Source organism: Neokomagataea tanensis (assembly GCF_006542335.1).
In the GTDB taxonomy this organism is placed as follows: domain Bacteria; phylum Pseudomonadota; class Alphaproteobacteria; order Acetobacterales; family Acetobacteraceae; genus Gluconobacter; species Gluconobacter tanensis.
This window is the reverse complement of the sequence record NZ_CP032485.1, coordinates 1,542,269-1,565,558: the sequence shown is the minus strand read 5'-3', so window position 1 is coordinate 1,565,558 and position 23,290 is coordinate 1,542,269. Positions and strand designations below refer to the sequence as shown.

Genomic DNA, 23,290 nt, shown 5'->3' with positions numbered 1-23,290 from the left:
AACGCAGAGTTCACCTCAGGGGTTCTATTTTAACCTCTTCTTAAAATATCTCGTGATTTTCTGCTGTTCTGCGTCCCAGCCACGAGTTTTCAAATGCAATACTTTTCTAATTTCAAACCTTACCATGCATGCTGCCTGTTACCCCTGCTCTTGAGCGCGTGCAGCAATCTTGACGATTTAACCGAAATCGGACGCCCCCCTCGTATGACGACTATTTCGGACCCAACGTTAGCGGCAAACTATCAGCCCGTTTCCATGCCAATGCCTACACCTCACCCGCCCTCTCAAGAGCCATCAAGCCTGTGGCGCAGCGGAAGCAGGGCCTTCTTCAAAGACCAGCGCGCCTCTCAAGTGGGCGACCTGATTACCATTATCGTCAACATTACAGATAATGCCTCAGTCAATAACGGAACGACCGCTCAACGGGACGGAAACCAAAAAATTGGTATTCCGAACTTTTTTGGCATTAAAGGAAAAATAATTGATGCGCTAACAGGGGCAAATAGTCTCGCCACAAATAGCAGCAGCGGCAACAATGCGACTGGGAAAATTGCACGAAATGAAACCGTTACGCTACGACTTGCCGGAACTATTACACAGGTTCTTCCTAACGGTAATTTTGTCGTTATGGGAAAGCAGGAAATGCGCGTCGATAGCGAGTTAAGAGAACTAGGGGTCTCCGGCATAGTTCGCCCCCAAGATATTACGGCGGATAATACCGTTACGCATGATCGTATGGCAGAAGCGCGTATATCTTACGGTGGCAGAGGCACTCTGAGCCGCTTGCAGACACCTCGGTATGGACAACAGATTTTAGATGCAATCTTACCCTTCTGAACGAAAAAACCCCCTCCAGTCAGACTGGAAGGGGTTTCAACAACCGAAAAGTAAAAACTTATCAGTGCGCCGTGGGTGACAACAGCAGCGCCCAGAGGGCTGCTACATCACGTGCCGGGCCAGGGTTCTTAATGGAATTGAACGTCTGGATAGCATCGGCTTTATGCCCGGCATCCATCTGAGCCATACCATACTCCACAATTGCCAGATCCGGGTAACGAGGATTCTTACCCAATCCGGTTTTCATGAGGTCCAAGCCAGCATCCGCCTGCCCGTTCAGGACAAGGTTGTAACCAGTGGTTAGAGCTGGCCCTGCATTTGGCGCTGTTTTTGCAGCGGCAGTGCTTTGCGGCAATTGAGCCCGATCCGTCGCAGCGCGTTGCGCTACGAAAGCATGGAACTTCGCGGTCGCTGGTGCGGACGGACCGACCCCCAGAATTTTATCCGCGTAACCCTGATCCAATAGCTTCAGCGCCAACTGAGCGAGACCCATTTGGACAGCGCGCTCACCCATGTCCTGGAAGTCAGATGGATCTTTCAAAACACCAGTCTGAAGACGCAGGCGCTCGACATATAGTACGAGAGGCGGCTGAAGATTTGGATTGGCCACCAGATCATGAATCAGCATAGCCCAGTAATCAGGCTTATTATAATATTTAGCCAGCAGCACGTATGTGTGTGCCTTGGCATCAGAATCTTTTAAATTTGTGTAGGCAGTAGCCAGCATCTGCAAGTGATTTTCAGCTGGAGCCTTGCCCGCTGCAATCGTTGCATCAACCTGCTTCTGTGCAGCTTGGGCACAGCCCTTCCAGTCGCCTTGCAGGTAGTAGCTCTGAATGAGCACTGTCTGCATGCGTGGATCCAAGCCGTGGTCCTTCAGGTAGCGTTCCGTTGCCTGAATAGCTTGCGGGTAGTTCTTGGCAGAGTAAGCCATTGTGGCTTCCGCCATCAGCATCTGGCTTTTGGCAGCTGCTGGTGTGCGTGAGCTATCAATTAAAACATCATAAGCTTTAAGAGCAGCTGCAGTATTACCGGACTGAGCGGCTACGGCAGCGCGCATTTGAGCTGTCGTATACGCTTCGTACTCGGTCTTGCCCTTAACAGCGTCCGCAGCATCTACTGCAGCCATGGCCTTTGCGTAGTCTTTGGATGCAAGGGCAGACTGAGCCTGCTGCAGATCCTTACCAACGGCCTGCCCTAAGACATCAGCAGCCGAAGCCGTACCAAAGAACGCGAGACTCAGGGCAGCACTACCGGCCATGAGCGAGTTACGGGTAAGGTTGAAGCGGTTAAGGGACAAAGACACGAATTACTGTCCTTCCATGAACTGGTCCAGACCAACGATGCCAAGTTTCGTGACACCAAGGCGCTGTGCATCAGCCATAACATGAGCAACCGTCTTATAATCTGCAAGACGGTCAGGGTGAATATGCATTTCTGGTTGGGTCGCTTCTGACGCAGCTGAAGCCATGTGAGATTGCAGAGACGCCTCTGAATCAATCGCTTCACCGTTCCAGCTAATGCTGTTGTCGTAACCAATGCTAACCGTCACCAGCTTTGGCTGCTCGTTTGACGGAGGCGGGTTACCTTGCGGCAGGTCAATCGCAATGGAGTGCGTCTGCAGCGGAATGGTAATGATAAGCATGATCAGCAGCACCAACATCACGTCAATCAATGGCGTGGTGTTGATATCGACGATACCTTCGTCTTCGGAGCTGCTTCCAACGTTCATACCCATGTCGGCGGTCCTTCCTAAAAAAACTGAAGGGAGCGCAGGGCCTGAATTTCAGACCCTGCGACCAACCTTACGAGTGAGGTTGCTCAGTGATGAAGTCCACGTGAGCGATGCCTGCCTCTTGGCACGTAGCTACGACCTGACCGACCGCCATGTACTTTGCTGCGCCATCACCACGAACCTGAATTTGTGGCTGTGGCTGCTTCTTAGCAACTGTAACCAAGCGGTTCAGCAACTCGTCGCGTGAGCGTACTGGTGTTGTATCCCAGAACACTTGTCCATTTGCAGTCACTGCCAACACAACGTTGCCCGGCTTCGTCTGCGTCGGTTGATTGGCATCAACCGGCAGCTTCAACTTAACAGTGTGTGTTGCGACAGGGATCGTGATCAAGAAGATGATCAGCAGCACCAGCATGACGTCGACGAGGGGAGTGGTGTTGATAGCCGACACCACCTCGTCGTCACCGCCGCCTCCTCCGACGTTCATTCCCATGGGATTAGCCTCGGTTGCTGGTTGAAGAAGCCATCTTACCTGCTTCTGGTGAAGAACCGTGACGGAAGCCACCAATCAGGATGGACTGAACGTCAGCTGCGAAGTTACGGATGCGGTCCATAGCGCCCTTGTTACGGCGAACCAGCAAGTTGTAACCCAGAACAGCAGGAACAGCCGTTGCAAGACCGATAGCTGTCATGATCAAGGATTCACCAACTGGGCCTGCAACCTTGTCGATAGAAGCCTGACCGGAAATACCGATAGCTGTCAGAGCGTGGTAAATACCCCAAACGGTACCGAACAGACCAACGAACGGAGACGTTGAACCAACTGTACCAAGGAATGCGAGGCCACCTTGCAGACGTGTGTTTACCGTCTCGACTGAACGAGAGATGGACATTTCGGTCCATGAGTGCAGGTCGATCGAGTCACGCATTGAGCCATCGTGGTGCTCAGCAGCCACAATGCCTGTTTCGGCAATGTAGCGGAAAGGAGAAGATGCCTTAAGAGCAGCCGCACCTTCTTGGATTGAAGGCTTCGCCCAGAATTCACGAGCAGATTCTTTTGCAGCAGAAAGCACACGTGCCTGCTCAAGGAATTTGCTGACCATGATGATCCAGGTACCAGCTGACATGATGACCATGATGATCAACACGCCACGTGCGATGATGTCACCATTCGCCCACAGAGCGCCGAGGCCGTATGGGTTGCCCTTTGGTGCTGTGTCTTCAGCTGGTGGTGCAACTTTTTCAGCTGCAGCTGGTGCTGAAGCGTCTGGTGTAGCTGCTGGTGCGGCTGCGTCAGGCGCAGGCGCTGCTGGTGCAGCTGCGTCAGGAGCTGCTGGTGCAGGAGCAGCAGGTGCTGCTGACTGATCAGCTGGAGCCGTCGCAGGTGCTGCGTTCTGGGAAGCATCCTGAGCATAGCTGATAGCAGGTGCTACAGCGCCCGTCGCCAGAGCCAGCGTCAGAGCCATAGCGCTGGCCCGAACGGCACGCGCCTTCGTAGGAGCAGCAAGAGCGGGAAGGCGGAACAGTCTGGTCATGAACTCCATATCCTCAACTAAAATGCTCGGAGCCGAGCGATCTTAAACTTGGCAGCTCAAAAAATATGTTTCAGAGCCGAATTTTTATAATTCCTCTTCCCGCCAGAAAAACCTGACTAGGAAGAGGAAACCTTAATCATCGAAGCCTGAGCTTGCGTTTTAGTCGCCCAGATTAAAGTCAACGTGCAGAATGTGATGATGCTCTGTAACTGGTGCACCATTAACAATCGCAGGCTGATACTTTGCTTTACGCAGGAACTCGAGCGCGCTTTCAACAAACTCGTGACCACCGCTTGAGCTGACGATCTGACAGTTTGCTGTGTAACCCGTTGGAAGAATATCGCAGCTGGCGGTTACTTTGCCTTCGCGGTTTTCTTCTTGAGCTTCTTCCGGATACTCAGGCTTTGCCCCGTTAATTGGGCGTGCGCCTGCGCTGTGGTCAGGAACTGCCGGGACCGGGTTCGGTGAAGGCGGAGCTGGCGTCGGCACTGGTGTCGGCGTCGGGCTCGGCGGTACCGGATGCGGCGGCTTCGTGTGTGTTACACGTTGCACAGCCTTCGGTGGCGGCGGAACACTGATCTTCGGCGGCGGAATATACGGCGGCGGCGGCTGTTCCATCTGCGGCGGTGGCGGCGGTGGCGGTGGCGGCGGCGGCTTTGGCTGCTCTTTGATCACTTCAGTTTTGATCGGCGGCTGCTCGTGGGTGAGCTTGCCCACAGCACCGCTCATGAGCGCATAGACGATGCCGCCCATAGCCAGCGCGGCTACGATGATTGCGACAAGATAATCTGCCGGCTTGCGCTGCTGTGCGGCGTAGCTCTTCATGTCGAAACCTTCTTACCCCTCACTGACAATAAGCAATCGGCACATATTTCAAAACATGTGACGAACGATCGAACGCTTTTTAGCAGACAATGCGCAAGACAATTCTGCATGAACGTCACATGCCTTGCACACATACCCGATATGCTTAATTGGGCAGGCTTCACCGCAATGTGTCAAGTCGATAGTTCATTTCAAATTTGTGAAACTGTCATCTTTTTAAAACATTTAGGCTTTTTGAGGACCTCCGATGGCAATTTTCGATGCTTTTTCACCACATAAAAGCTTTTTTTAAATCATTATGGCAAAAAAAACGGCCACCTTCTGGGGGTGGCCGTTCTTAACAAATTATAACGGAATTTAGATTCGAACGCTCAGATCGGACCCTGCCTATTTATTGAGCAGAGGCACTGGCTTCCGAACGTGTTGCACCAACCCTTTGCGCCAATGATGCAGACATGAAATCGTCCAATGCACCATCCAGCACAGCGTCAGGATTACCCTTTTCCACCCCTGTACGAAGGTCCTTAACCAACTGGTAAGGTGCCAGTACATAGGAACGAATCTGGTGCCCCCAACCAATATCGGTTTTCGCAGCTTCCGTCTGCGCAGCGGCAGCTTCACGCTTCTGCAACTCCGCCTCGTATAGGCGCGCACGCAGCATTTCCATAGCCTTAGCACGGTTTCTGTGCTGCGAGCGGTCCGTCTGGCACGCAACGACAATACCGGTCGGTATGTGCGTAATACGGATAGCGGAGTCCGTTTTGTTAACGTGCTGACCACCTGCACCTGATGCACGGAATGTGTCTACACGCAGGTCTGAATCGTTTACTTCGACTTCGATTGAATCATCTACCACAGGGTAGACCCAAACCGATGCGAAGGACGTCTGGCGACGGGCCGCTGAGTCAAACGGCGAAATTCGAACAAGACGGTGCACACCGGCCTCGGTCTTCATCCAGCCATAGGCGTTAGGCCCACTGACCTGAATCGTCGCTGATTTAATACCTGCCTGTTCACCTTCACTGCTTTCGATGAACGTGACCTTGTAGCCGTGCTGCTCTGCCCAACGGGTGTACATCCGCAGGATCATCTGAGCCCAATCCTGGGCTTCCGTACCGCCTGCACCCGAGTTCACTTCGAGGTAACAGTCGTTACCGTCCGCCTCACCCGACAAAAGGCTTTCGATTTCACGCTTGCGCGCGTCCTCAGCAATGGCCCTCAACGCAGAGATAGCTTCTTTGACCATCCCTTCATCATTTTCCATTTCGGCCAATTCGACGAGTTCAAGGGTCGCACTGACCTCTTCCTCGATTTGTTCAACACCTTCGATTTGGTTAGCTAGCGTGGTGCGCTCACGCATCAGCTTTTGCGCCGCAGTGGCGTCATTCCAAAGCTCGGGGTCTTCAGCGCGGTGGTTTAATTCTTCAAGCCGGGTTTTAGAAACATCCCAGTTAAAGATGCCTCCTCAGCAGTGCCACCGACTGCTTGATTTGCTCCGCAAGGGCCTCAGTTTCGGCCGACATATTTTTCTCCATTCGCAAAGAGGGCTACACCAGAATGGTGCGCCCGCAACGAAAGCGCCCCTCAGTACAACCCACCGACGCCGATGTCACCCTCACCCGAATCCGGTTTTTGGGGTGCCGGGGCATTGGGCTGAGACGTGTGCGCAGTTGATGCCCCAGTATTGGCTGGAGCATTACCCATATCGTTTTCGCTGTCAGACACGACGGAATCAGCACCCGTATCTGTTGCCGTAAGCGCTTCAGTACCAGCACCGAACCCATGCAAGGCCACAGATTCGCCCGGGACCTGATCTGATTTAAAGCCATCAACAGCTTCAATTCGGCCCGTATTGTAACGCGCCAGAACAATGTCAGACGGAACGCGAAAATCAACGCGCGGCCTATCGGCCAACGCAACTTTCATGATTTTATTCCAGATAGGCGCGGCAATACGCCCACCATCCGCATTTTTACCCAGAGTTTCAGGTGTATCGAATCCTACCCAAACAACCGTAACGATGTCCGGCGAGAAACCCGCAAACCATGCATCGTGAAAATCTTGGCTTGTCCCTGTTTTACCCGCGATAGGGCGGTCAATCCCCTCACCGGCAAGGCGACCAGTACCGTTCGCAATCACGTCTTTTAGCATTCCTATAACCTGATAGGAGCTTGCTTCACTGGCCAACACTGGCCTTTGGTCCGTAAGCAACGGCACTGGCGGCCCTGAGACGACCGGCGCAGCTGTTGGGGCAGTCGGCAATGTTGCAGCATTTGCCGCACCCCCAACTGGTACGATTGGTGACGTCGCGCTGTCTGCTGGCGCTGGTGGCTGTTGTTGACCAGAGCTTAGGGCAAGAGCCGTTGAGTGCCACAAGACATCTCCGGCCCGGTCCTGAATGTCATCAATCAAGCTGGGCTGCACAACATGCCCACCATTAGCAATACTGGCGTAGGCCGCTGCCTCTTTAAGCACGGTAGTCTCTACTGCGCCCAAAGCCGCAGGAAGCACACGCGGCATCTTGTCGACCAACCCTGCCTTTTCTGCGGTTTCGGCCACAGCCTTCATGCCCAGATGTGCCGCAACACGAATGGTTACAAGGTTACGGCTCTCACGGAGGGCATCGTGCAGGGTCGTTGGTCCCCAGTTATCGTGCTCGTAATTGCGCGGATGCCAGTTGCCATATGAGATAGGAGAGTCGTCAAACTTTTCAGAAGGAGCAATGCCCTGCTCCATCGCCGCCAGATAAACGAAAGGCTTAAAAGACGAACCGGGCTGACGTAGCGCCTGCGTTGCACGGTTAAATTGACTTTCCCTGAAAGACCACCCGCCGACCAGCGCTAAAACGCGCCCGGTTCTGGCGTCCATCGTAACCGCAGCGCCTTCTACCTGCGGGATTTGCCGCAAGGAGACAGTGCCATTTGGTTGAGGCTGCACCATGATGGCATCACCGGCCTGTATCAAGCGCATGCGCCGCGCCCAAACAATATCTGACCACAGTAGCGTGGCGATACGGGGCACACCATGTTCCACCCATCCGACACGCGTACCGCCGGGTAAGAGCATTCCAAGCCGCCATTCGGGCAGCATACCTGAGGGCGCTACAATCCGGTCGAGTTGGGCTGTCCAGTTAGAATCTGTGACGTTATCGACGTGACGTACCGGGCCGCGCCAACCTGTCCTTGCCCGATCATACGTCACCAGCCCTTCGCGCAGGATACGCGTCGCGGCCGATTGCAGAGACTGGTCAAGACTTGTGTGTACTTCCAGTCCGCCGTTTAACGCCCTGTCCTCACCGTACTGACCGATAAGCTGGCGGCGCACCTCGGCACCAAACCATTCAGAATCTGCAAGCGGTCCAAATCGCGGGCTTCGCTCTGGCAGAAGCGGTTCTTGCTTATCCTGATCCGCTTGCTCGCGTGAGAGAACCCCATTCTCAACCATAAGATCCAGCACCAAATTCCGTCGAATAAGGGCCGATTGGGGATGCAAATAAGGATTATAATGCGTTGGTGACTTCGGGAGAGCCGCCAGTGAGGCAGCTTCCGCATCGGTAAGCTGGTCTAGAGGTTTGTTGAAGTATGTCTGTGCTGCGGCAGCAACGCCGAATACACCATTCCCAAGGTCAATACCGTTAAGATAGATCTCCAGGATCTTGTCCTTGGACAACACCTCTTCCATCTTAATCGCAAGGAGCGCTTCTTTGAACTTACGCTCAAGCGTAAGGACATTGCTGTTTAACAGCATGACCTTCGCTACCTGCTGCGTAATAGTCGAAGCCCCTAATGGGCGCCGTCCATGGCGCGCAAACAAATCCGTCACACCCGCACGCGCAATAGCCATCATGTCTACACCGCCATGGCTGTAGAAATTATGGTCTTCTGTCGCGAGGAACGCTTTCTTCACCCGGTCGGGTATCGCGTCAATCGGTACGAATATCCGGCGCTCTTTGGCGAGTTGAGCCATAAGCTGGTCGTCAGAAGCATAGATACGGCTGACGGTAGGCGGCTGGTAAATCTGCAAACTGTCTATACTTGGCAGATCTGCAAGCAACTTAGCATATGTTGCCCAGGCCAAGACGCCTGCCCCCAGCGCACCGACTAGCCCTACGCCAGCGGTCACCGCCAAAGCCTGACGGAAACGACGAAAACGCGGCCGTATTATTGGCCGACCCTTATTGTCATGTGGATGACGGGAGCGATAGCGAGGATGCGTCATAAAGCGTTTGATAACATCGTTCAGGCGCGCCGTCGCCCCTTCTAACGCCGAATCTGCTTCAGAAACGAGACGTATCCGCCAATTTTTTGATTTAAAGGAGAGAACTGGTGCTGCTGGCGAGGATTGAACTCGCGACCTCTCCCTTACCAAGGGAGTGCTCTACCACTGAGCTACAGCAGCCTGTTGTCTTGGCGGGGTTCGTATCGTTTAACCGCGCCAAGCGCAACCCCCAATTAGTCGTCGCGGTGAATTTTTTCCATCCGCTCGTGACGTTCTTGGGCATCAATCGACAGAGTCGCAATGGGACGCGCCTCAAGGCGCTTCAAGCCGATAGGGTCACCGGTTTCTTCACAGTAACCGTAAACATTGTCTTCAATCTTCTGAAGAGCCATGTTGATTTTAGTAATGAGCTTACGAGCACGGTCGCGTGTCCGTAATTCAAAAGCCCTATCCGTCTCGACACTTGCCCGATCAGAAATATCGGATTCGTGAATACCACCTTCAGAGAGGCTGGCCAGCGTTCCGTCTGCTTCCTTCAGCAACTCTGCGCGCCAACGCAGCAGCTTTTGGCGAAAATATTCGACCTGAAGCGGGTTCATGAACTCTTCGTCGTCGGAAGGGGTATAGTCCGGCGGCAACGTAATCATGCGCATCCAATCCCTGCAATCCTGCCGCAAATTCGGCGTCGCCACCCATGAGTGACCTCGAGCGGCTTATAACCACCAGCGGCGCTTTCGCCAAGCCCACCACAAAAGACAAAAACAGATAAAATCACGCTCATATTAGTAATTAATTTACTTTGTAGGGGCAAAATTTTTCCTGACCGTTCGTTTTCCCCTCATGTCAGGACATAATCCTCCCCTATGCCGCACCAATGCCACCATATTGTGAAACGCTTAGGAATATTTTTTGCTATTTTTTTATTATGTTCTTTACTTCCCTGCCACAGTAGAGCGGCAACCGTTCGAATAAAAGACATTACCGATATGGAAGGCGTGCGTAGCAACCAGCTCATCGGCTACGGTCTGGTTGTCGGCCTGAATGGTAGTGGAGATCGATTAACCAACTCCATTTTTACCCGCGAAACGTTGATCTCTATGTTGAACCGCCTAGGGGTCAATATCCGCGACCAAGAGCGTCAATTGCAGACACACGATGTCGCCGCCGTTATGGTCACAGCTGACCTCCCGCCCTTCGCACATGGCGGCAACCGCATTGACGTCACCATTTCTGCTGTGGGCGATGCCACATCCCTTACAGGTGGCACGCTGTTAGTCACACCTCTCATGGCTGCTGATGGTGAAGTCTACGCAGTCGCTCAGGGAAGCATGGTGACGAACGCCTTCAGCGCGCGTGGTGCTGCAGCGTCTATCACACGCAATGTCCCAACAAGCGGCCACATCGCCAATGGCGCAATTGTAGAACGGGAGGTGCCCTTCAACCTCAAAAACCGTCAAAATTTGCACCTCAGCCTCCGCAACCCGGACCTGACGACAGCCAGCCGCATCAGCGCCGTAATCAATCGGACATTCGGACATATCGCTACATTGGAAGACCCTCGGACCATAAACATAGATCTCTCAAACAGTGACCCAGTATCGACACTGGCCCGGATTGGCGATTTAACCGTAACTCCTGACACCCCAGCCAAAGTGATTATTGATGAGGCCAGCGGCACCATTATTATGGGAGCCAATGTACGCATCAGTACGATTGCTATCGCGCAAGGCAACCTTACCGTCCAGGTTACGGAAACTCCGGCGGTTTCCCAGCCCGGCCCTTTTGGGAATGGTCAAACAGCGGTCGTCCCGCGCACAAATGTCGCTGTAGATACCGGACACAACCACCATCTCACCGTTATGCCAAGCGGCACAACCCTACACGATTTGGTAGCCGGACTTAATGCCTTAGGAGTTGGCCCCCGCGACCTCATCAGCATCCTTCAGGCCATCAAGGCAGACGGAGCCTTGCAAGCAGAATTGGAAATTCGATGACAGGCGCTTCGCTCATCACTCCAGTCCAAACTCCTTCAGTCGGAGCAAGCTCTACTTTGGAGCAGAAAACTACCAAAGCTGCTCATGACTTCGAAGCAATGGCCATTAACCAAATGCTGCAACCCATGTTTGAAACGGATGACAACAGCGGAAGCATGTTCAACGGAGGCATTGGTGAAAAGCAGTTCAAACCCATGTTGGTTGAGCAAATTGCCCACAGCATGGAACAAAACGGCGGTATTGGCCTGAGCGACGTTATACAAAAACAGATGCTCGCCATGCAGGAGCAGGCATGAACACGATTATTTCTCGCCTTGCGGCTCTTCTCGCCATTCTCAAATCTGAAAACAGCGCTTTGGAGAAAGCCAATATTTCAGCTGCCTTGGCGCTCCTTCCTCAAAAAGAAGCTGCTGCGGCTGCGTTAACCGAAGCCATCGCCAATGTGCCTCAGCGTGATGGTGCGCACACAGCAAGCCCCTACCAAGCATTACTGGACGAGTTTGAGGCTTTGAGTGAGCGCAATGGGGAGTTGCTTCACCGCGCAATCTCGGCACAACGCCATGTAATAGAATTACTGACATCATCGGCGTCACAGTCTGAGGCGCAAGGCTATGGGCAAAAGGGCCTCTACACCCCATCGCACACAAACAGCAATGCGCCTTTTTTCGTCAGCAATGCTTGAGCTAATTTTGCGCAAGCACCTGACGGCTGACTTTCACTTTCGCAACCCTGCGCCGGTCCATTTCGAGAACCTCAAAGAGCCATCCTTCGAAGGCCACTTTATCCCCGACGGCTGGCACACGGCGCAACATAGCCAGCAAAATACCGCCTAACGTGTGATAGCTGCCACCGCCCGGCAACGATGCAAGATCAAGGCGGCTGCGCAACTCATCTGCGGGCATAAAGCCGTCGAAGAGGTATTCTTCCTCTCCGGGTGTTGCTTGTATCTCGGCAATACCAGTCTCAACCGCTTCTTCCCCGACGATCGCCTCAAACACGTCCGACGCCGTCACAATACCCTCGAACGAGCCGTATTCATCCAGAACGAACGTAATACCGAGGTTCACACCCCTCATACGCTCAATCATATCTTGCGCGCTCAAACTATCTGGAATGACCGGTGGCGTGCGCAACACAGCATCAACAGAGATGGATTTTTTCTGCAAAAGCCGATCCATGATGTCCTTTGCAAGGATAACACCAATCGGATGGTCTACATCCCCTTCGCAAACGACAATTCTGGCATGTCGAGAGTCCCGCAACTTTTGAAGCAACGTGTCTTCGTCAGCATCACGGTCTACCCAAAATAGCTCATTCCTAGGCGTCATGATTGCTCGGACAGGCCGGTCCGCAAGACGAAGCAAACGCTCAATCATAAATTGCTCGTCCGTTTCCAATACGCCGGCGCGGGCACTCTCCGCCAAAACAGCTCTGAGCTCTTCCTCCGTCACAGCAGCACGCGGCATTGAGCCGACACGCAGCAGGCGTAATACCAAGGAGGACGCACCACTTAACAGCCAGACAATCGGCTGCGCCACCCTTGCCACGGCAACCAACAGCCACGACAGGCGTGCCGCAATACGTTCGGGCTTTTGCAATGCGATTTGCTTCGGCACCAACTCGCCAAAGACCAACATTGCAAAAGTAATAGACGCAACAACAAGGACGGCCGAAATCTCGTCCGCGGCAGGGCGCAGAAACGGAATAAGTACGATTTTCTCGCGTACTCCCGCCTCAATTGCGCTACCGCCGAAAGTCCCCTCCAAAATTGACACGAGGGTCATACCGACCTGAACAGTCGGCAAAAAAGAATGAGGATTTTCTGAAAGCCGCAATGCGGCCGCAGCCCCGCTTACCCCCTGCCGCGCCAAGACCTCAAGCCGTGGCCTCTTGGCAGAGATAAGTGCCAGTTCTCCCATCGCGAACACAGCGTTGATGAGAATGAGCAAACCAATAATCAGGATAGGGGTTAGCATAATCGAACCGATATCATGCCTATCAGCATACGAGGTTCGTTTGAAAAACGCTATATTTTAGAGCAACACGAAGTAACCACATAAAAAAAGCCAGCCACAATGGGCTGGCTTTTTCCAAACAGGACTTAAAATGATCAGTCCGCAGCGTTTGCCGTAACAGCGTCTGCAACGCGTCCATTCACGCGTACGCGTGGGCCACGTGCAGGCTTACCATTCGTGCTAAGGCGCTCCATCTGCTGCGCAACCTGTGCATCATAATCGTATTCTGCAGAGCGTTGGTTCGCGAGAGAGATCTCAGGCACCATTGGCTTTTCTGTCTCTGGCCCGAACAACGCAACCTTCGCAATGTGCCAAGGACGACGAACAGCATCCATAACAGCCGTAGATTCGTAGCCGGAGTGCACCATGCAGTCAGCGCATTTTTCGTAAGCGCCTGTGCCGTATTGCTCCCAAGCTGTGTCTTCCATCAGCTCTTTGAAGGACTTGGCATATCCCTCACCCAATAGGTAGCAGGGGCGCTGCCAGCCAAAGACTGTACGTAGCGGCTTGCCCCAAGGGGTGCAGTGGTAATTTTCGTTACCAGCCAAGAAGTTCAGGAACAAAGGAGACTGCGTAAAGCGCCATTTCTTGCCCTTGCCCAGACGGAAAACGTCACGGAAAAGCTGCTTGGTTTTCTGGCGGTTCAAGAAGTGCTCTTGATCAGGCGCACGCTCATAAGCGTAGCCCGGAGCCGTCATGATACCGTCAACGCCCATCGCCATGACTTCGTCGAAGAAGGCAGCAACGCGCTCTGGCATCGCTCCGTCAAACAACGTGCAGTTGATCGACACGCGGAAGCCACGTGCCTTCGCGGCGCGGATAGCGGCCGTCGCACGTTCAAATACGCCTTCCTGACACACTGACGAGTCGTGCATCAGCTTGTCGCCATCCAAGTGGATATCCCACGAGAAGAACGGCGAAGGCTCGTAATCGTCCAGCTTCTTTTCAAGCAGAAGACCATTAGTGCACAGATACACGTATTTTTTACGTGCAATCAGCCCCTTAATGATCGTGGGCATGTCTTTGTGCAGCAGAGGCTCACCACCTGCCACAGCAATGACCGGTGCGCCCGCTTCGGCGTCCGCGTCCAAACATTCCTGTACGCTCATACGTTGGTTCAGGATCTGCGCAGGGTAATCAATCTTACCACAGCCAGCGCAGGCCAAGTTACAACGGAACAGCGGCTCAAGCATTAGCACCAGCGGATACCGCTTCCGACCCGTAAGGTGCTGTTTGACAACGTACCGTCCGACCCGGACAGCCTGCATCAAGGGTACGGCCATTCTAATCCTCAGATTCTGGACACCAGAGGTACCCATTGGGGTTAAAAAACTCTAGCGCCTTACTTTGACATCGATCACTTCGGTAACAAGTACCTGCTGTTACGTCTTTATGCAAAAAAGCGTATTGGCAGACATCGCCTGTCTGAAAGGTGCAGCGTTGAAACGCTCCTTCCAGAATACCCAGCAATCATTTACCAACGGCTATACCCCGAGAGCGTCACACCTCTCAATGTTCTTCGAGCCCATTACCCTGCTTCCTGTGGCATATTCATCACATTTTTGCCTCAGCTAGCACCTATGCCACCCAAAATACGGGTTGATTTTCAGCGCATGGCACACGAACTCTTGCAAAATGCGCCGTTGAGGACGAAAGCACTTTCCATGATTCCAAGCATTTCCAGCCGCTTCCCACGTTTCCTGCTGAGCACCGCCTTGGCTATTGGCACACTGGCTACCCTTGGCAGTGCGCCAGAGGCATCAGCTCAGGTCGCCGCCGCAGCGACACCCTCCGCGCCAGCGGCGGAAAATGCATCCGCCCCCATCCGCGAATTATACAACGCACTGCGCTCTGCTCAGACCACCGGCAGCACTGCACAAAAGCGGGTCGCCATTTTATCCCCTGCGGTTGATAAAGCCTTTGATTTGGAAGCCATTCTGCGCCGCTCAGTCGGCTATCGCTATGACGGCCTTTCAAGCGCGGACAAGGCACGACTAGTGGCATCCTTCCGCCAGTTTACAGTCGCGCGCTATGCTTCCTCCTTTAAGCCCGGCACAGGTGCTGTCTTCACGCTTTTACCGCAGACCCGTCCCAATCCGTCCGGCGGCCAAATCGTGGACACAACCATCGGCGGGGGCTCAGACGCGCCAACCCCGATCAACTATGTCATGACTCAAGGTGCCACGGGCTGGCGGGCGACGGACGTACTGCTCAACGCGCATATAAGCCAAGTCGCCGCTCAACGCGCCGATTTCAGCTCTGCGCTCGCCAAAGGTGGGGCCAGCGCACTAGCTGACCTGCTCGACAGCAAAACCGCGCGTTTCCTGCGCGACTAGGCGGGTATTCAATCGTGCTTCCTAATATCCTGACACAGCCTTCCCAAGATTAGGCTGTGTTATCTCCCTCCTTCTTCGCTGCCGCGTTTTGTTCAGCAGTTTCCTTCGCTGGCAACGCGCAGGCACTGATTGGCGCCATCCTGCTCCACCGCTTTCGGAAGCATGAAAAAGCCGACCAAGCTGAAATCATTCATGACCAACGCGAATGGCCTGCCGTAACCCTGCTCAAGCCACTTCACGGTGACGAGCCATTACTGCGACAAGCCTTGGAATCCCTCTTCCACCAAGACTACCCGCATTATCAGATCGTCTTCGGTTTGCATGCTGAGGATGACACGGCGCGGCCTGTCGTCGAATCGTTGATGGCCGCTTATCCAAACGTCTCTGCCGAGATTGTGATTGACGCCACCGAACATGGGCCGAACCGTAAAGTTGGCAATTTGATCAACATGTATGGCCGCGCCAGACATCACATTATTGTGATCTCAGATTCCGACATTCAATGCAGTCCCACCTACCTGAAACAGGTTGTTGCAACGTTTGACGCACCTGACACAGGCTTGGTTACTACGCTCTATGCTGGGCAACCGGGCAATAATACTGTCATCCAACAATTGGGCGCGTGCCAAATCAATCATAATTTTCTGCCCGGTGTGATGATGTCACGCCTCCTTGGACGGCAAGACTGCCTCGGCGCTACCATGGCCTTGCGCCGCGCAACGCTTGAGGCAATTGGCGGCCTTAAAGCCCTTGTTGACCATGTTGCAGATGATGCCCAGTTAGGCCGTTTGGTGCGCGCAACCGGCCAAAACATTGCGATTGCACCGACCCTAACGCACACGACTGTATCCGAAACGTCGTTTCGGGATTTGCTGCTCCACGAACTACGCTGGGGCCGCACAGTCAAAAATGAAGAACCCGTAGGCTACGGCCTCTCGGCAATTCAACTTCCGCTTTTTTGGGCCACTGTTGCCGTGCTGTTCATGCCGACGGCACATTGGTCTTGGCTTCTGTTGGCAACAAGCTGGTGCATCCGTGCAACCGGTAGTTACACAATCGACCATGCAACCCAAACCCCCCTTCCCGCGTCTATACCCCTTCTTCTCGTAAGAGACTGGTTCTCCGCGAGTATAATGCTCGGCAGTGCACGCGGCTCCCGCGTTGCATGGCGAGGAAGAACAGTCCATATCGCTAAAAGAAAACGGTCAGACACGACATCGGTCTCTAAGTGTCCGTAGAAGGCGTATATTGAAATGCGCCACTATGCCACTGGGCCTGTTATTTTATGGAGACTTCGCCAATGATGAGAACACTCTTTCTCCAGCCCCCTTCCTTTGACGGTTTTGACGGAGGTGCTGGCTCACGCTATCAGGCGAAGCGTGAAATCAAGTCCTTCTGGTTCCCAACGTGGTTGGCTCAGCCAGCAGCTCTAGTTCCCGGCTCACGCCTGATTGATGCCCCCCCGCCAAGATGGGCATGGAGCCAATCCTAGAAGATGTGAAAAACCGCGACCTGGTCATCATCCACACCTCTACTCCATCTTTTGCTTCTGACGTCCGCGTCGCTCAGATGCTGAAGGATGCAAATCCTAAGCTGATGATTGGCATGGTAGGCGCAAAAGTTGCTGTCCAGCCACAGGAGAGCATGGAGCAAGGCGGCCCAATCGACTTCGTTGCGCGCAACGAGTTTGATTTCACGATTAAGGAAATCGCTGAAGGCAAGCCTCTCGCTGAGGTTGACGGCATCACTTGGCGCACTCCAGAAGGTGAAATTATCGCGAATAAAGACCGCGCGATGATTGAAGATATGGACAGCCTGCCGTTCGTGACTGAGGTCTATAAGCGCGACCTTAACATCCAAGACTACTTCATTGGCTATCTGAAGCACCCCTACATCTCTATTTATACAGGCCGTGGCTGCAAATCCCGCTGCACGTTCTGCTTGTGGCCTCAAACCGTTGGTGGCCATCGTTACCGCACACGCAGCCCCGAACACGTGGCTGCAGAGGTCCGTCTGGCGAAGCAATACTTCCCAGAAGTGAAAGAATTCATGTTCGATGATGACACTTTCACAGACGACCTGCCACGCGCCGAAGCTATTGCGCGCGAAATGGGTAAGCTGGGCGTTACATGGTCCTGCAATGCCAAAGCAAACGTGCCTTACGACACTCTCAAAATCCTAAAAGAAAATGGCCTGCGCCTGCTTCTCGTTGGTTATGAAAGTGGCAACCAGCAAATCCTTCACAACATTAAGAAGGGTATGCGCGTTGAAACAGCTAAGGAGTTCACCAAGAACTGCCATAAGCTGGGCATCAAAATCCACGGCACCTTTATCGTAGGCCTGCCGGGCGAAACGAAAGAAACCATTCAAGAGACGATTGAATTCGCAAAGGAAATCAATCCACACACCTTGCAGGTTTCTCTCGCAGCACCTTACCCCGGCACATTCCTGCACAAGCAGGCAACCGAAAATGGCTGGTTGAACGTTGCTGAGGCTGAACTGATTGATGATAACGGCGTGCAGATTGCACCGCTCCATTATGATCATCTTTCGCACACTGAAATCTTTGAGAGCGTTGAAGAATTTTACCGCAAATTCTACTTCCGCGGCTCCAAGATCGCATCCATCCTCAATGAGATGATCCGCTCACCTCAGATGATGAAGCGCCGCCTGCGCGAAGGTGTGGAATTCTTCCAGTTCCTCAAAGATCGTAACGCCGCTTAACATCAGTAGACTTTATGACCCGCCGCGCAATCGTTTCTGCCGATGATTTCGGCCTCAGTGTTGAAGTCAACGAAGCCATTGAGCAGGCTCATAAAGAAGGCATCCTCTCCACCGCCAGTTTGATGGTGGCTGGGGATGCCGCTGCGGATGCTGTAAAGCGCGCAAAAAGGATGCCTACCCTCAAAGTAGGCCTCCACGCCGTGGCCATTGAAGGGTTATCTATTCTTCGTGACCCGGATATTACCGATACAATTGGCTGGTTTGGCCGTGACCAACTTGCCCTTGGCATCGGTTATTTTTTCAGCCCGGCACAACGCCGCGCTCTCCGACGCGAGATAAAAGCCCAATACAGGGCCTTTGCAAAAACGGGCCTTCCGCTGGACCATGCCAATGCCCATAAACACATGCATTTGCACCCGACGGTAGGGCGGTTTCTCATAGAAGCGGGCTTAGACCATGGCGTCCCCGCAATTCGTACCCCAATGGAACCTTCGGCGCCTTTTGGCGAAACTGAAAAATTCCCCGACCGCGCTTTGAGGTACTGGACACAAGTCCTACGGTTACAAATCCGCCGCGCAAAACTCAAAACTAACGATTCCTGTTTCGGACTCCGGTGGTCCGGCAAAATGACGCCTGAACGCGTTGCCAAACTTATTCCATCCCTGCCGAACGGTATCAGTGAAGTCTACTTTCACCCCGCCACAGCACAGAATGCTGAAATGGCTTACTACATGCCGGGATATGACCAAAAAGGGGAGTTAGCCGCCCTCCTTTCACATGATGTCCGAAAAGCATTTGACGAATCTGGCATCCAACTCATCGGCTGGAACGACATTTAAAATTACCCTCCGTTTCATTGGGGCAATCTTTTGAAATATTTATCTGATTAAAGATTCTGTAATTTCCGGTTAATGAAAACCATTCTCAATTTCATTCGGAAATAATCCATGTTTTTTCGTCACAAAAAACATCTGCCCTGCATCATGCTGTTACTTAGTAGTACAGCTATGGCAGAGACGCCCGAACATCTTAAAAAAACACATGTAAAACACACATCTCATAAAAAAGAGGAACATTACCTCGTTGAAGCACAGCGCCGAACCTACACGGCGGAAGAAAGCTCAATGGGTGATAAGCGCGCCACACCGTTCCTACAGCAGACCCAAACGACGAACGTTGTTACACACCAGACAATCGTCGACTTCTCCCCGGCAACGATGGAAGACATGGCCAAGTATGCGCCGGGTATTTCAATCGGTAACAATTTTGGCGGCACACAAGATGCCCTCATAAAGCGTGGCTTCGGCGCTATCGACGACGGGTCCATTCTTCGTGATGGCATCCGCATGCCAGTAGGCCGCAACTACCAAGGAGCGACCACTGAGCGTGTAGAAATCCTGAAGGGACCTGCCTCGCTCTTTTACGGCATGCAGGAACCGGGTGGCGTGATCAACGTCGTGACGAAAGCACCGCAGCCTCACTGGGGTGCAGATATCGGCACACAGTGGAGTTCACTCGGCGGTGGTAACGGGCATTTCGATGCTACGGGCCCTGTATCCAACACATTGTCCTTCCGCCTTGTCGGTCAGTACCGGAACGAAAACTACTGGCGTAACTTTGGCTCCAACCGCCAGACGCTGCTCGCCCCTTCCCTGCACTGGGCACAAGGACGTTGGGACGCATCGGTCTCGTATGAGTGGGCAAAATATAATAATGCTCTCGATCGTGGTGCTGTGTTCGTTGGGAACAATCCTGTTTCAGGCCCCAAAAACCGTTTGGATGAAACATGGACGGCATCTTGGGGTCAGCGCCACCTAGTTGCTGCTCAAACAAATTACCGTATCAGCGCGAATGACCGTCTGCGTCTTTCTGGCGGTTATAACCATGACGATTACCATGACCGTCAGGCTGACCCGAGTGCCTACAACGTTCAAACCGGTATCCTGACACGCCGTTACCGGTCCAATGGCGGCACTATTCGTGCCAATGGTAGCGTTGCATTAGATTATATCGCCACTCACAACCTATGGGGTATGAAACACGAAATTACTTCTGGTGTAGACTACGAAAACCGTCGTCAGGACCAAGGCAATTTCTATCAAGGCCCAAATATTGGTGGCTTCCGCCCATCATCACCTGTCTATGGTTTGGTGAAACCTGTTGGAACGGTTAATCCTGCCAGCAGCGGCCTATACCAAAACATCAACAGCGCTTCAGGCTACTTCAAAGACAATATCCACGTAACCAAACAAATTATCATCAGTGGCGGTGTGCGTTACCAGTGGTTTAGACTGAAGTACGGCCAAGGTATTCCGCGCAGAATCACCACAAACTCCAGTTACAAAAAGGCTCTGCCTTTTGCAGCAATCGTATGGCAGCCTCTCAAAACAGTCTCACTTTACGGCGACTACTCTCAGTCATTCGGTGCAAACCAATTGCCGACTGGCAGCACGCTTGAAGGCGGATACAAGCCAACATCAGGCCGCGAATTCGAAGTCGGCGCGCGTTACGATAATGGCTGGCTCACCGGGGATGTCGCACTTTACAACATCCACAAAAAGAACGTTCTACAGACTGCGGGCCTAGATAGCTCAGGCAACACAATCCAACGCTTGACCGGCCTAGCTGGATCGAAGGGTGTGGAAGCGAGCCTGAACGGACAAATCACGCAGCATTTCAGCGCTATTGTGACTTATGCCTTCACAGAAGCACGTACAATGCGGGACACGCCACAAACAAACGGCAAGCCACTTATCGGCGTGCCTAAGCACACTGGCAGCGCATACCTGACTTGGCATGACACCCTCCCTTGGAAGGGCATCAGCATGCGTGCAGGCGGTGGTGTGCACCTTGTCGGCACACGTGCCGCGACGCTTACAAACTCCTATCAGGTTCCTGGTTACGCTACCGTCGACGCTTTTGCTTCATGGCGCATCCCTCACCTGATTGGTCGCCAGACGACCCTTCAAGTCAATGCCGTCAACCTCTTGAACCAAGGCTACATCATCGCGCCGACAGGCTCAGCGATGCGTAATAGCTGGGGACAAGGCCGGACCGTAATGGTTGGCCTCGATAACAGCTTCTAATTCAATACCGTTAGGCCGCATCTCATGCGGCCTAACATCTGATCTTCAGGCTTGAAGCGTGAAGTCATCGGCCGGACGTGCGCCCAAGCGGGTTATAATCGCTCCGGCCGCTTTATTTCCCAACTCTGCACAGACCGGCAAAGAGTGGCCTTTTGCCAACCCTGCCATGAAACCCGCCGCAAAAGCATCGCCTGCGCCTGTCGTATCCACGAGTTTTACAGGCTGCGTTGCCACGTCATGACGGACACCTTCCGCCATGACAACAGCTCCTTCAGCGCCGCGCGTCACAGCCGCTAAAGGCACGTCTTTGCTGACCAGAGCCAGAGCTGCGTCTGTATCTTCAACCTGATACAAAGCCTGCAACTCGGCTTCATTGGCGAAAAGAACGTCAATATGTTCGGCAATCAGTTGACGGAATGCGTCACGGTGGCGCTCTACGCAAAACGTATCGGACAACGTCACAGCGACGCGCTTTCCTGCCTTCCGGGCGAGTTCCGCTGCTTTGATGAGAGCCGCCTGCGCCTGCGGCTTATCAAACAGATAGCCTTCTAGGTAGGTTATTGAGGCGCTTTGCACTGTTTCAGCAACCACGTCTTCGGGGGTGAACTCTGTGCATGCTCCGAGATATGTGAACATTGTGCGCTGACCGTCCGGTGTCACCAAGACAATGCAACGCGCCGTTGGTACTGCCTCTGCTCCCGTCAAAGGGCTGGACGGGAAATGCAGTCCTTGCGCTTTCATGTCACGGGCAAAATCATCACCTGACGGATCAGCCGCCACTTTACCCAAATACGCCACTTTCGCACCCATACGCGCTGCGACCGCTGCCGTATTCGCACCAGAACCACCGCCGGCGACTTGCTCAACGCTGATGCGAGCCTGAATGCTTTGAGCTGTTTCAGCATCAATAAGCGTCATGCTGCCGGGAGCCGCACCAAATGCTTCCACCGTCTCATGTGGAACAGCAGCGAGAATATCGACAATAGCATTGCCGATGCAGAGAAGGTCAAAAGAGGAAGACATGCAAGTTTCCGAAACAAAAGTGGAGATTTATGCTCAAAGACGTTGATGCGCCATCAAATCAACACGTTTTTATACCTTCTCTAGCCCCACGCCAACACACCTCCTCTTTCCCCTCGTCATGACATTCCCAGAAGAATAATTCTTTACGACCGTTCAACGGGTTGTCCGCTTAGGGCGAGAGCGTGTAAGCGTAGTTTAGGTCTTGTCCCGCCCGCGCCCTCTAGCGTTTGTTGGGATTCACGTCCGAGGCTAAGTATCCTTCCTTCAGATCCGTAGCGGGGTTCCTTTGTTCAGAAGACGCAAACCGGAAGAAGACGCCAAGTCTGCCGAGAACAGCAAGCTCTCGGGTCCACCCATCTTCTCTCAACAACAGAATACGCAGCAAACGTCTAACGCGCCTGCCCCGTCGGACAATGCAGCACAGCCAAACCAAGATTCCTCACATCCAAAGGACGCAGCCATGGGTCGCTCCCCCTTCCCTACACCTCCTTCTCCTGGCAACGCTCCTGGCGCGGCACCGCGCCCCGGTGTGACCCCGCACGGCGCGGCACGTCATAGCGGCCCAGAGCGCCGCACCCTTGTGGTAGGCCGTGGCATCAGCGTTCAGGGCTCCGTACAAGACGCTGAGCGCCTTGTCGTTGAAGGCACAGTCGAATCAAGCCTGATTACTGCATCAGAGCTCGAAGTGGCTCAGGGCGGCGTATTCCGCGGTGCTGTTGAAGTGGAAGACGCAGAAGTTGCAGGCACGGTGGACGGCACGTTGACTGTCAATGGCAGCTTGACGATCCGCGCCAGCGGCCGACTGATCGGCAAAGCGAAATGCCGCCGCCTCCAAGTTGAAGAAGGCGGCCAGATCACAGGTCAGTTGGAAATGATTACGGAAGGCTCAGCGCCTCGTCCGTCTTTCAGCGAACCCGCTGAAAGCGCAGAAGAAAAGACAGAAGAAGCCGCTTCTTAAGCCG

At 53.5% G+C, this 23,290-nt stretch carries 20 protein-coding genes, 1 tRNA gene and 1 pseudogene; 10 read left to right on the top strand and 12 right to left on the bottom strand.

Features of this window, described 5'->3' with window-relative positions:
• The first annotated feature begins 93 nt into the window (after positions 1 to 93).
• Positions 94 to 837, top strand: coding sequence for a flagellar basal body L-ring protein FlgH (gene flgH, locus D5366_RS07190; protein WP_141492895.1), 744 nt, complete (start codon positions 94 to 96; stop codon positions 835 to 837).
• Positions 838 to 898: 61 nt separating this feature from the next.
• Here flgH and D5366_RS07185 read toward each other — a convergent pair whose 3' ends face one another.
• The 9 genes from D5366_RS07185 to dksA all read right to left on the bottom strand — a co-directional run bounded on the left by D5366_RS07185 (position 899) and on the right by dksA (position 9,797).
• The gene (locus D5366_RS07185; RefSeq protein ID WP_141492894.1) at positions 899 to 2,143 is read right to left on the bottom strand and encodes a tetratricopeptide repeat protein; all 1,245 of its coding nucleotides are present in this window, start codon (positions 2,141 to 2,143) and stop codon (positions 899 to 901) included.
• 3 nt (positions 2,144 to 2,146) lie between these two features.
• On the bottom strand, positions 2,147 to 2,575 hold the full coding sequence (locus D5366_RS07180; RefSeq protein ID WP_141492893.1) for an ExbD/TolR family protein: 429 nt from the start codon (positions 2,573 to 2,575) through the stop codon (positions 2,147 to 2,149).
• Positions 2,576 to 2,642: 67 nt separating this feature from the next.
• Positions 2,643 to 3,065: an ExbD/TolR family protein gene (locus D5366_RS07175; protein WP_141492892.1), complete on the bottom strand. Its 423-nt coding sequence runs from the start codon at positions 3,063 to 3,065 to the stop codon at positions 2,643 to 2,645.
• A gap of 4 nt (positions 3,066 to 3,069) precedes the next feature.
• The gene (locus D5366_RS07170; RefSeq protein ID WP_141492891.1) at positions 3,070 to 4,107 is read right to left on the bottom strand and encodes a MotA/TolQ/ExbB proton channel family protein; all 1,038 of its coding nucleotides are present in this window, start codon (positions 4,105 to 4,107) and stop codon (positions 3,070 to 3,072) included.
• 159 nt (positions 4,108 to 4,266) lie between these two features.
• A complete protein-coding gene (locus tag D5366_RS12135) occupies positions 4,267 to 4,932 on the bottom strand; it encodes an energy transducer TonB (RefSeq protein WP_141492890.1) in 666 nt (221 codons plus the stop codon).
• A 391-nt stretch (positions 4,933 to 5,323) separates the two neighbouring features.
• A protein-coding gene (gene prfB, locus D5366_RS07160) for a peptide chain release factor 2 (protein ID WP_141492889.1) occupies positions 5,324 to 6,455 on the bottom strand; the annotation gives its coding sequence in 2 pieces (ribosomal slippage) (positions 5,324 to 6,385 and positions 6,387 to 6,455; 1,131 coding nt in all).
• A 61-nt stretch (positions 6,456 to 6,516) separates the two neighbouring features.
• The gene (locus D5366_RS07155; RefSeq protein ID WP_141492888.1) at positions 6,517 to 9,150 is read right to left on the bottom strand and encodes a penicillin-binding protein 1A; all 2,634 of its coding nucleotides are present in this window, start codon (positions 9,148 to 9,150) and stop codon (positions 6,517 to 6,519) included.
• Between the two features lie 105 nt (positions 9,151 to 9,255).
• Positions 9,256 to 9,330 (bottom strand) — tRNA-Thr (locus D5366_RS07150).
• Positions 9,331 to 9,383: 53 nt separating this feature from the next.
• Entirely contained in the window at positions 9,384 to 9,797 is a 414-nt protein-coding gene (gene dksA, locus D5366_RS07145) for an RNA polymerase-binding protein DksA (protein ID WP_141492887.1), read from the bottom strand.
• Between the two features lie 216 nt (positions 9,798 to 10,013).
• On the opposite strand from dksA, the gene D5366_RS07140 reads away from it, so the two are divergent.
• From D5366_RS07140 to D5366_RS07130, 3 genes are read left to right on the top strand one after another with little or no spacing between them, the layout of a single operon-like run.
• Positions 10,014 to 11,144, top strand: a complete 1,131-nt coding sequence (locus tag D5366_RS07140; RefSeq protein WP_141492886.1) for a flagellar basal body P-ring protein FlgI — start codon at positions 10,014 to 10,016, stop codon at positions 11,142 to 11,144.
• Positions 11,141 to 11,440, top strand: a complete 300-nt coding sequence (locus tag D5366_RS07135) for a rod-binding protein (protein ID WP_141492885.1) — start codon at positions 11,141 to 11,143, stop codon at positions 11,438 to 11,440. The genes D5366_RS07140 and D5366_RS07135 overlap by 4 nt, the downstream gene beginning before the upstream one ends.
• Entirely contained in the window at positions 11,437 to 11,826 is a 390-nt protein-coding gene (locus D5366_RS07130; RefSeq protein WP_141492884.1) for a flagellar protein FlgN, read from the top strand. Before D5366_RS07135 ends, D5366_RS07130 begins: the two co-directional genes overlap by 4 nt.
• Before the next feature lies 1 nt (position 11,827).
• Here D5366_RS07130 and D5366_RS07125 read toward each other — a convergent pair whose 3' ends face one another.
• Positions 11,828 to 13,120, bottom strand: a complete 1,293-nt coding sequence (locus D5366_RS07125; RefSeq protein ID WP_141492883.1) for a hemolysin family protein — start codon at positions 13,118 to 13,120, stop codon at positions 11,828 to 11,830.
• A gap of 134 nt (positions 13,121 to 13,254) precedes the next feature.
• The gene (hpnH, locus tag D5366_RS07120) at positions 13,255 to 14,442 is read right to left on the bottom strand and encodes an adenosyl-hopene transferase HpnH (protein ID WP_141492882.1); all 1,188 of its coding nucleotides are present in this window, start codon (positions 14,440 to 14,442) and stop codon (positions 13,255 to 13,257) included.
• A 330-nt stretch (positions 14,443 to 14,772) separates the two neighbouring features.
• On the opposite strand from hpnH, the gene D5366_RS07115 reads away from it, so the two are divergent.
• The 5 genes and pseudogenes from D5366_RS07115 to D5366_RS07095 all read left to right on the top strand — a co-directional run bounded on the left by D5366_RS07115 (position 14,773) and on the right by D5366_RS07095 (position 21,305).
• Positions 14,773 to 15,495 (top strand): ABC transporter substrate-binding protein, encoded by a 723-nt coding sequence (locus D5366_RS07115; RefSeq protein WP_240775206.1) that lies wholly within the window; start codon positions 14,773 to 14,775, stop codon positions 15,493 to 15,495.
• A 56-nt stretch (positions 15,496 to 15,551) separates the two neighbouring features.
• A complete protein-coding gene (gene hpnI / locus D5366_RS07110; protein WP_141492881.1) occupies positions 15,552 to 16,733 on the top strand; it encodes a bacteriohopanetetrol glucosamine biosynthesis glycosyltransferase HpnI in 1,182 nt (393 codons plus the stop codon).
• A 62-nt stretch (positions 16,734 to 16,795) separates the two neighbouring features.
• Positions 16,796 to 18,219, top strand: a pseudogene (gene hpnJ / locus D5366_RS07105) (hopanoid biosynthesis associated radical SAM protein HpnJ).
• A gap of 14 nt (positions 18,220 to 18,233) precedes the next feature.
• Positions 18,234 to 19,058, top strand: coding sequence for a hopanoid biosynthesis-associated protein HpnK (gene hpnK, locus D5366_RS07100; RefSeq protein ID WP_141492880.1), 825 nt, complete (start codon positions 18,234 to 18,236; stop codon positions 19,056 to 19,058).
• A 108-nt stretch (positions 19,059 to 19,166) separates the two neighbouring features.
• Positions 19,167 to 21,305: a TonB-dependent receptor gene (locus D5366_RS07095; protein ID WP_141492879.1), complete on the top strand. Its 2,139-nt coding sequence runs from the start codon at positions 19,167 to 19,169 to the stop codon at positions 21,303 to 21,305.
• A 45-nt stretch (positions 21,306 to 21,350) separates the two neighbouring features.
• On the opposite strand, the gene D5366_RS07090 is transcribed toward D5366_RS07095, so the two are convergent.
• A complete protein-coding gene (locus tag D5366_RS07090) occupies positions 21,351 to 22,328 on the bottom strand; it encodes an adenosine kinase (protein ID WP_141492878.1) in 978 nt (325 codons plus the stop codon).
• 286 nt (positions 22,329 to 22,614) lie between these two features.
• On the opposite strand from D5366_RS07090, the gene D5366_RS07085 reads away from it, so the two are divergent.
• A complete protein-coding gene (locus tag D5366_RS07085) occupies positions 22,615 to 23,286 on the top strand; it encodes a bactofilin family protein (protein WP_240775205.1) in 672 nt (223 codons plus the stop codon).
• The last annotated feature ends 4 nt before the right edge of the window (positions 23,287 to 23,290 follow it).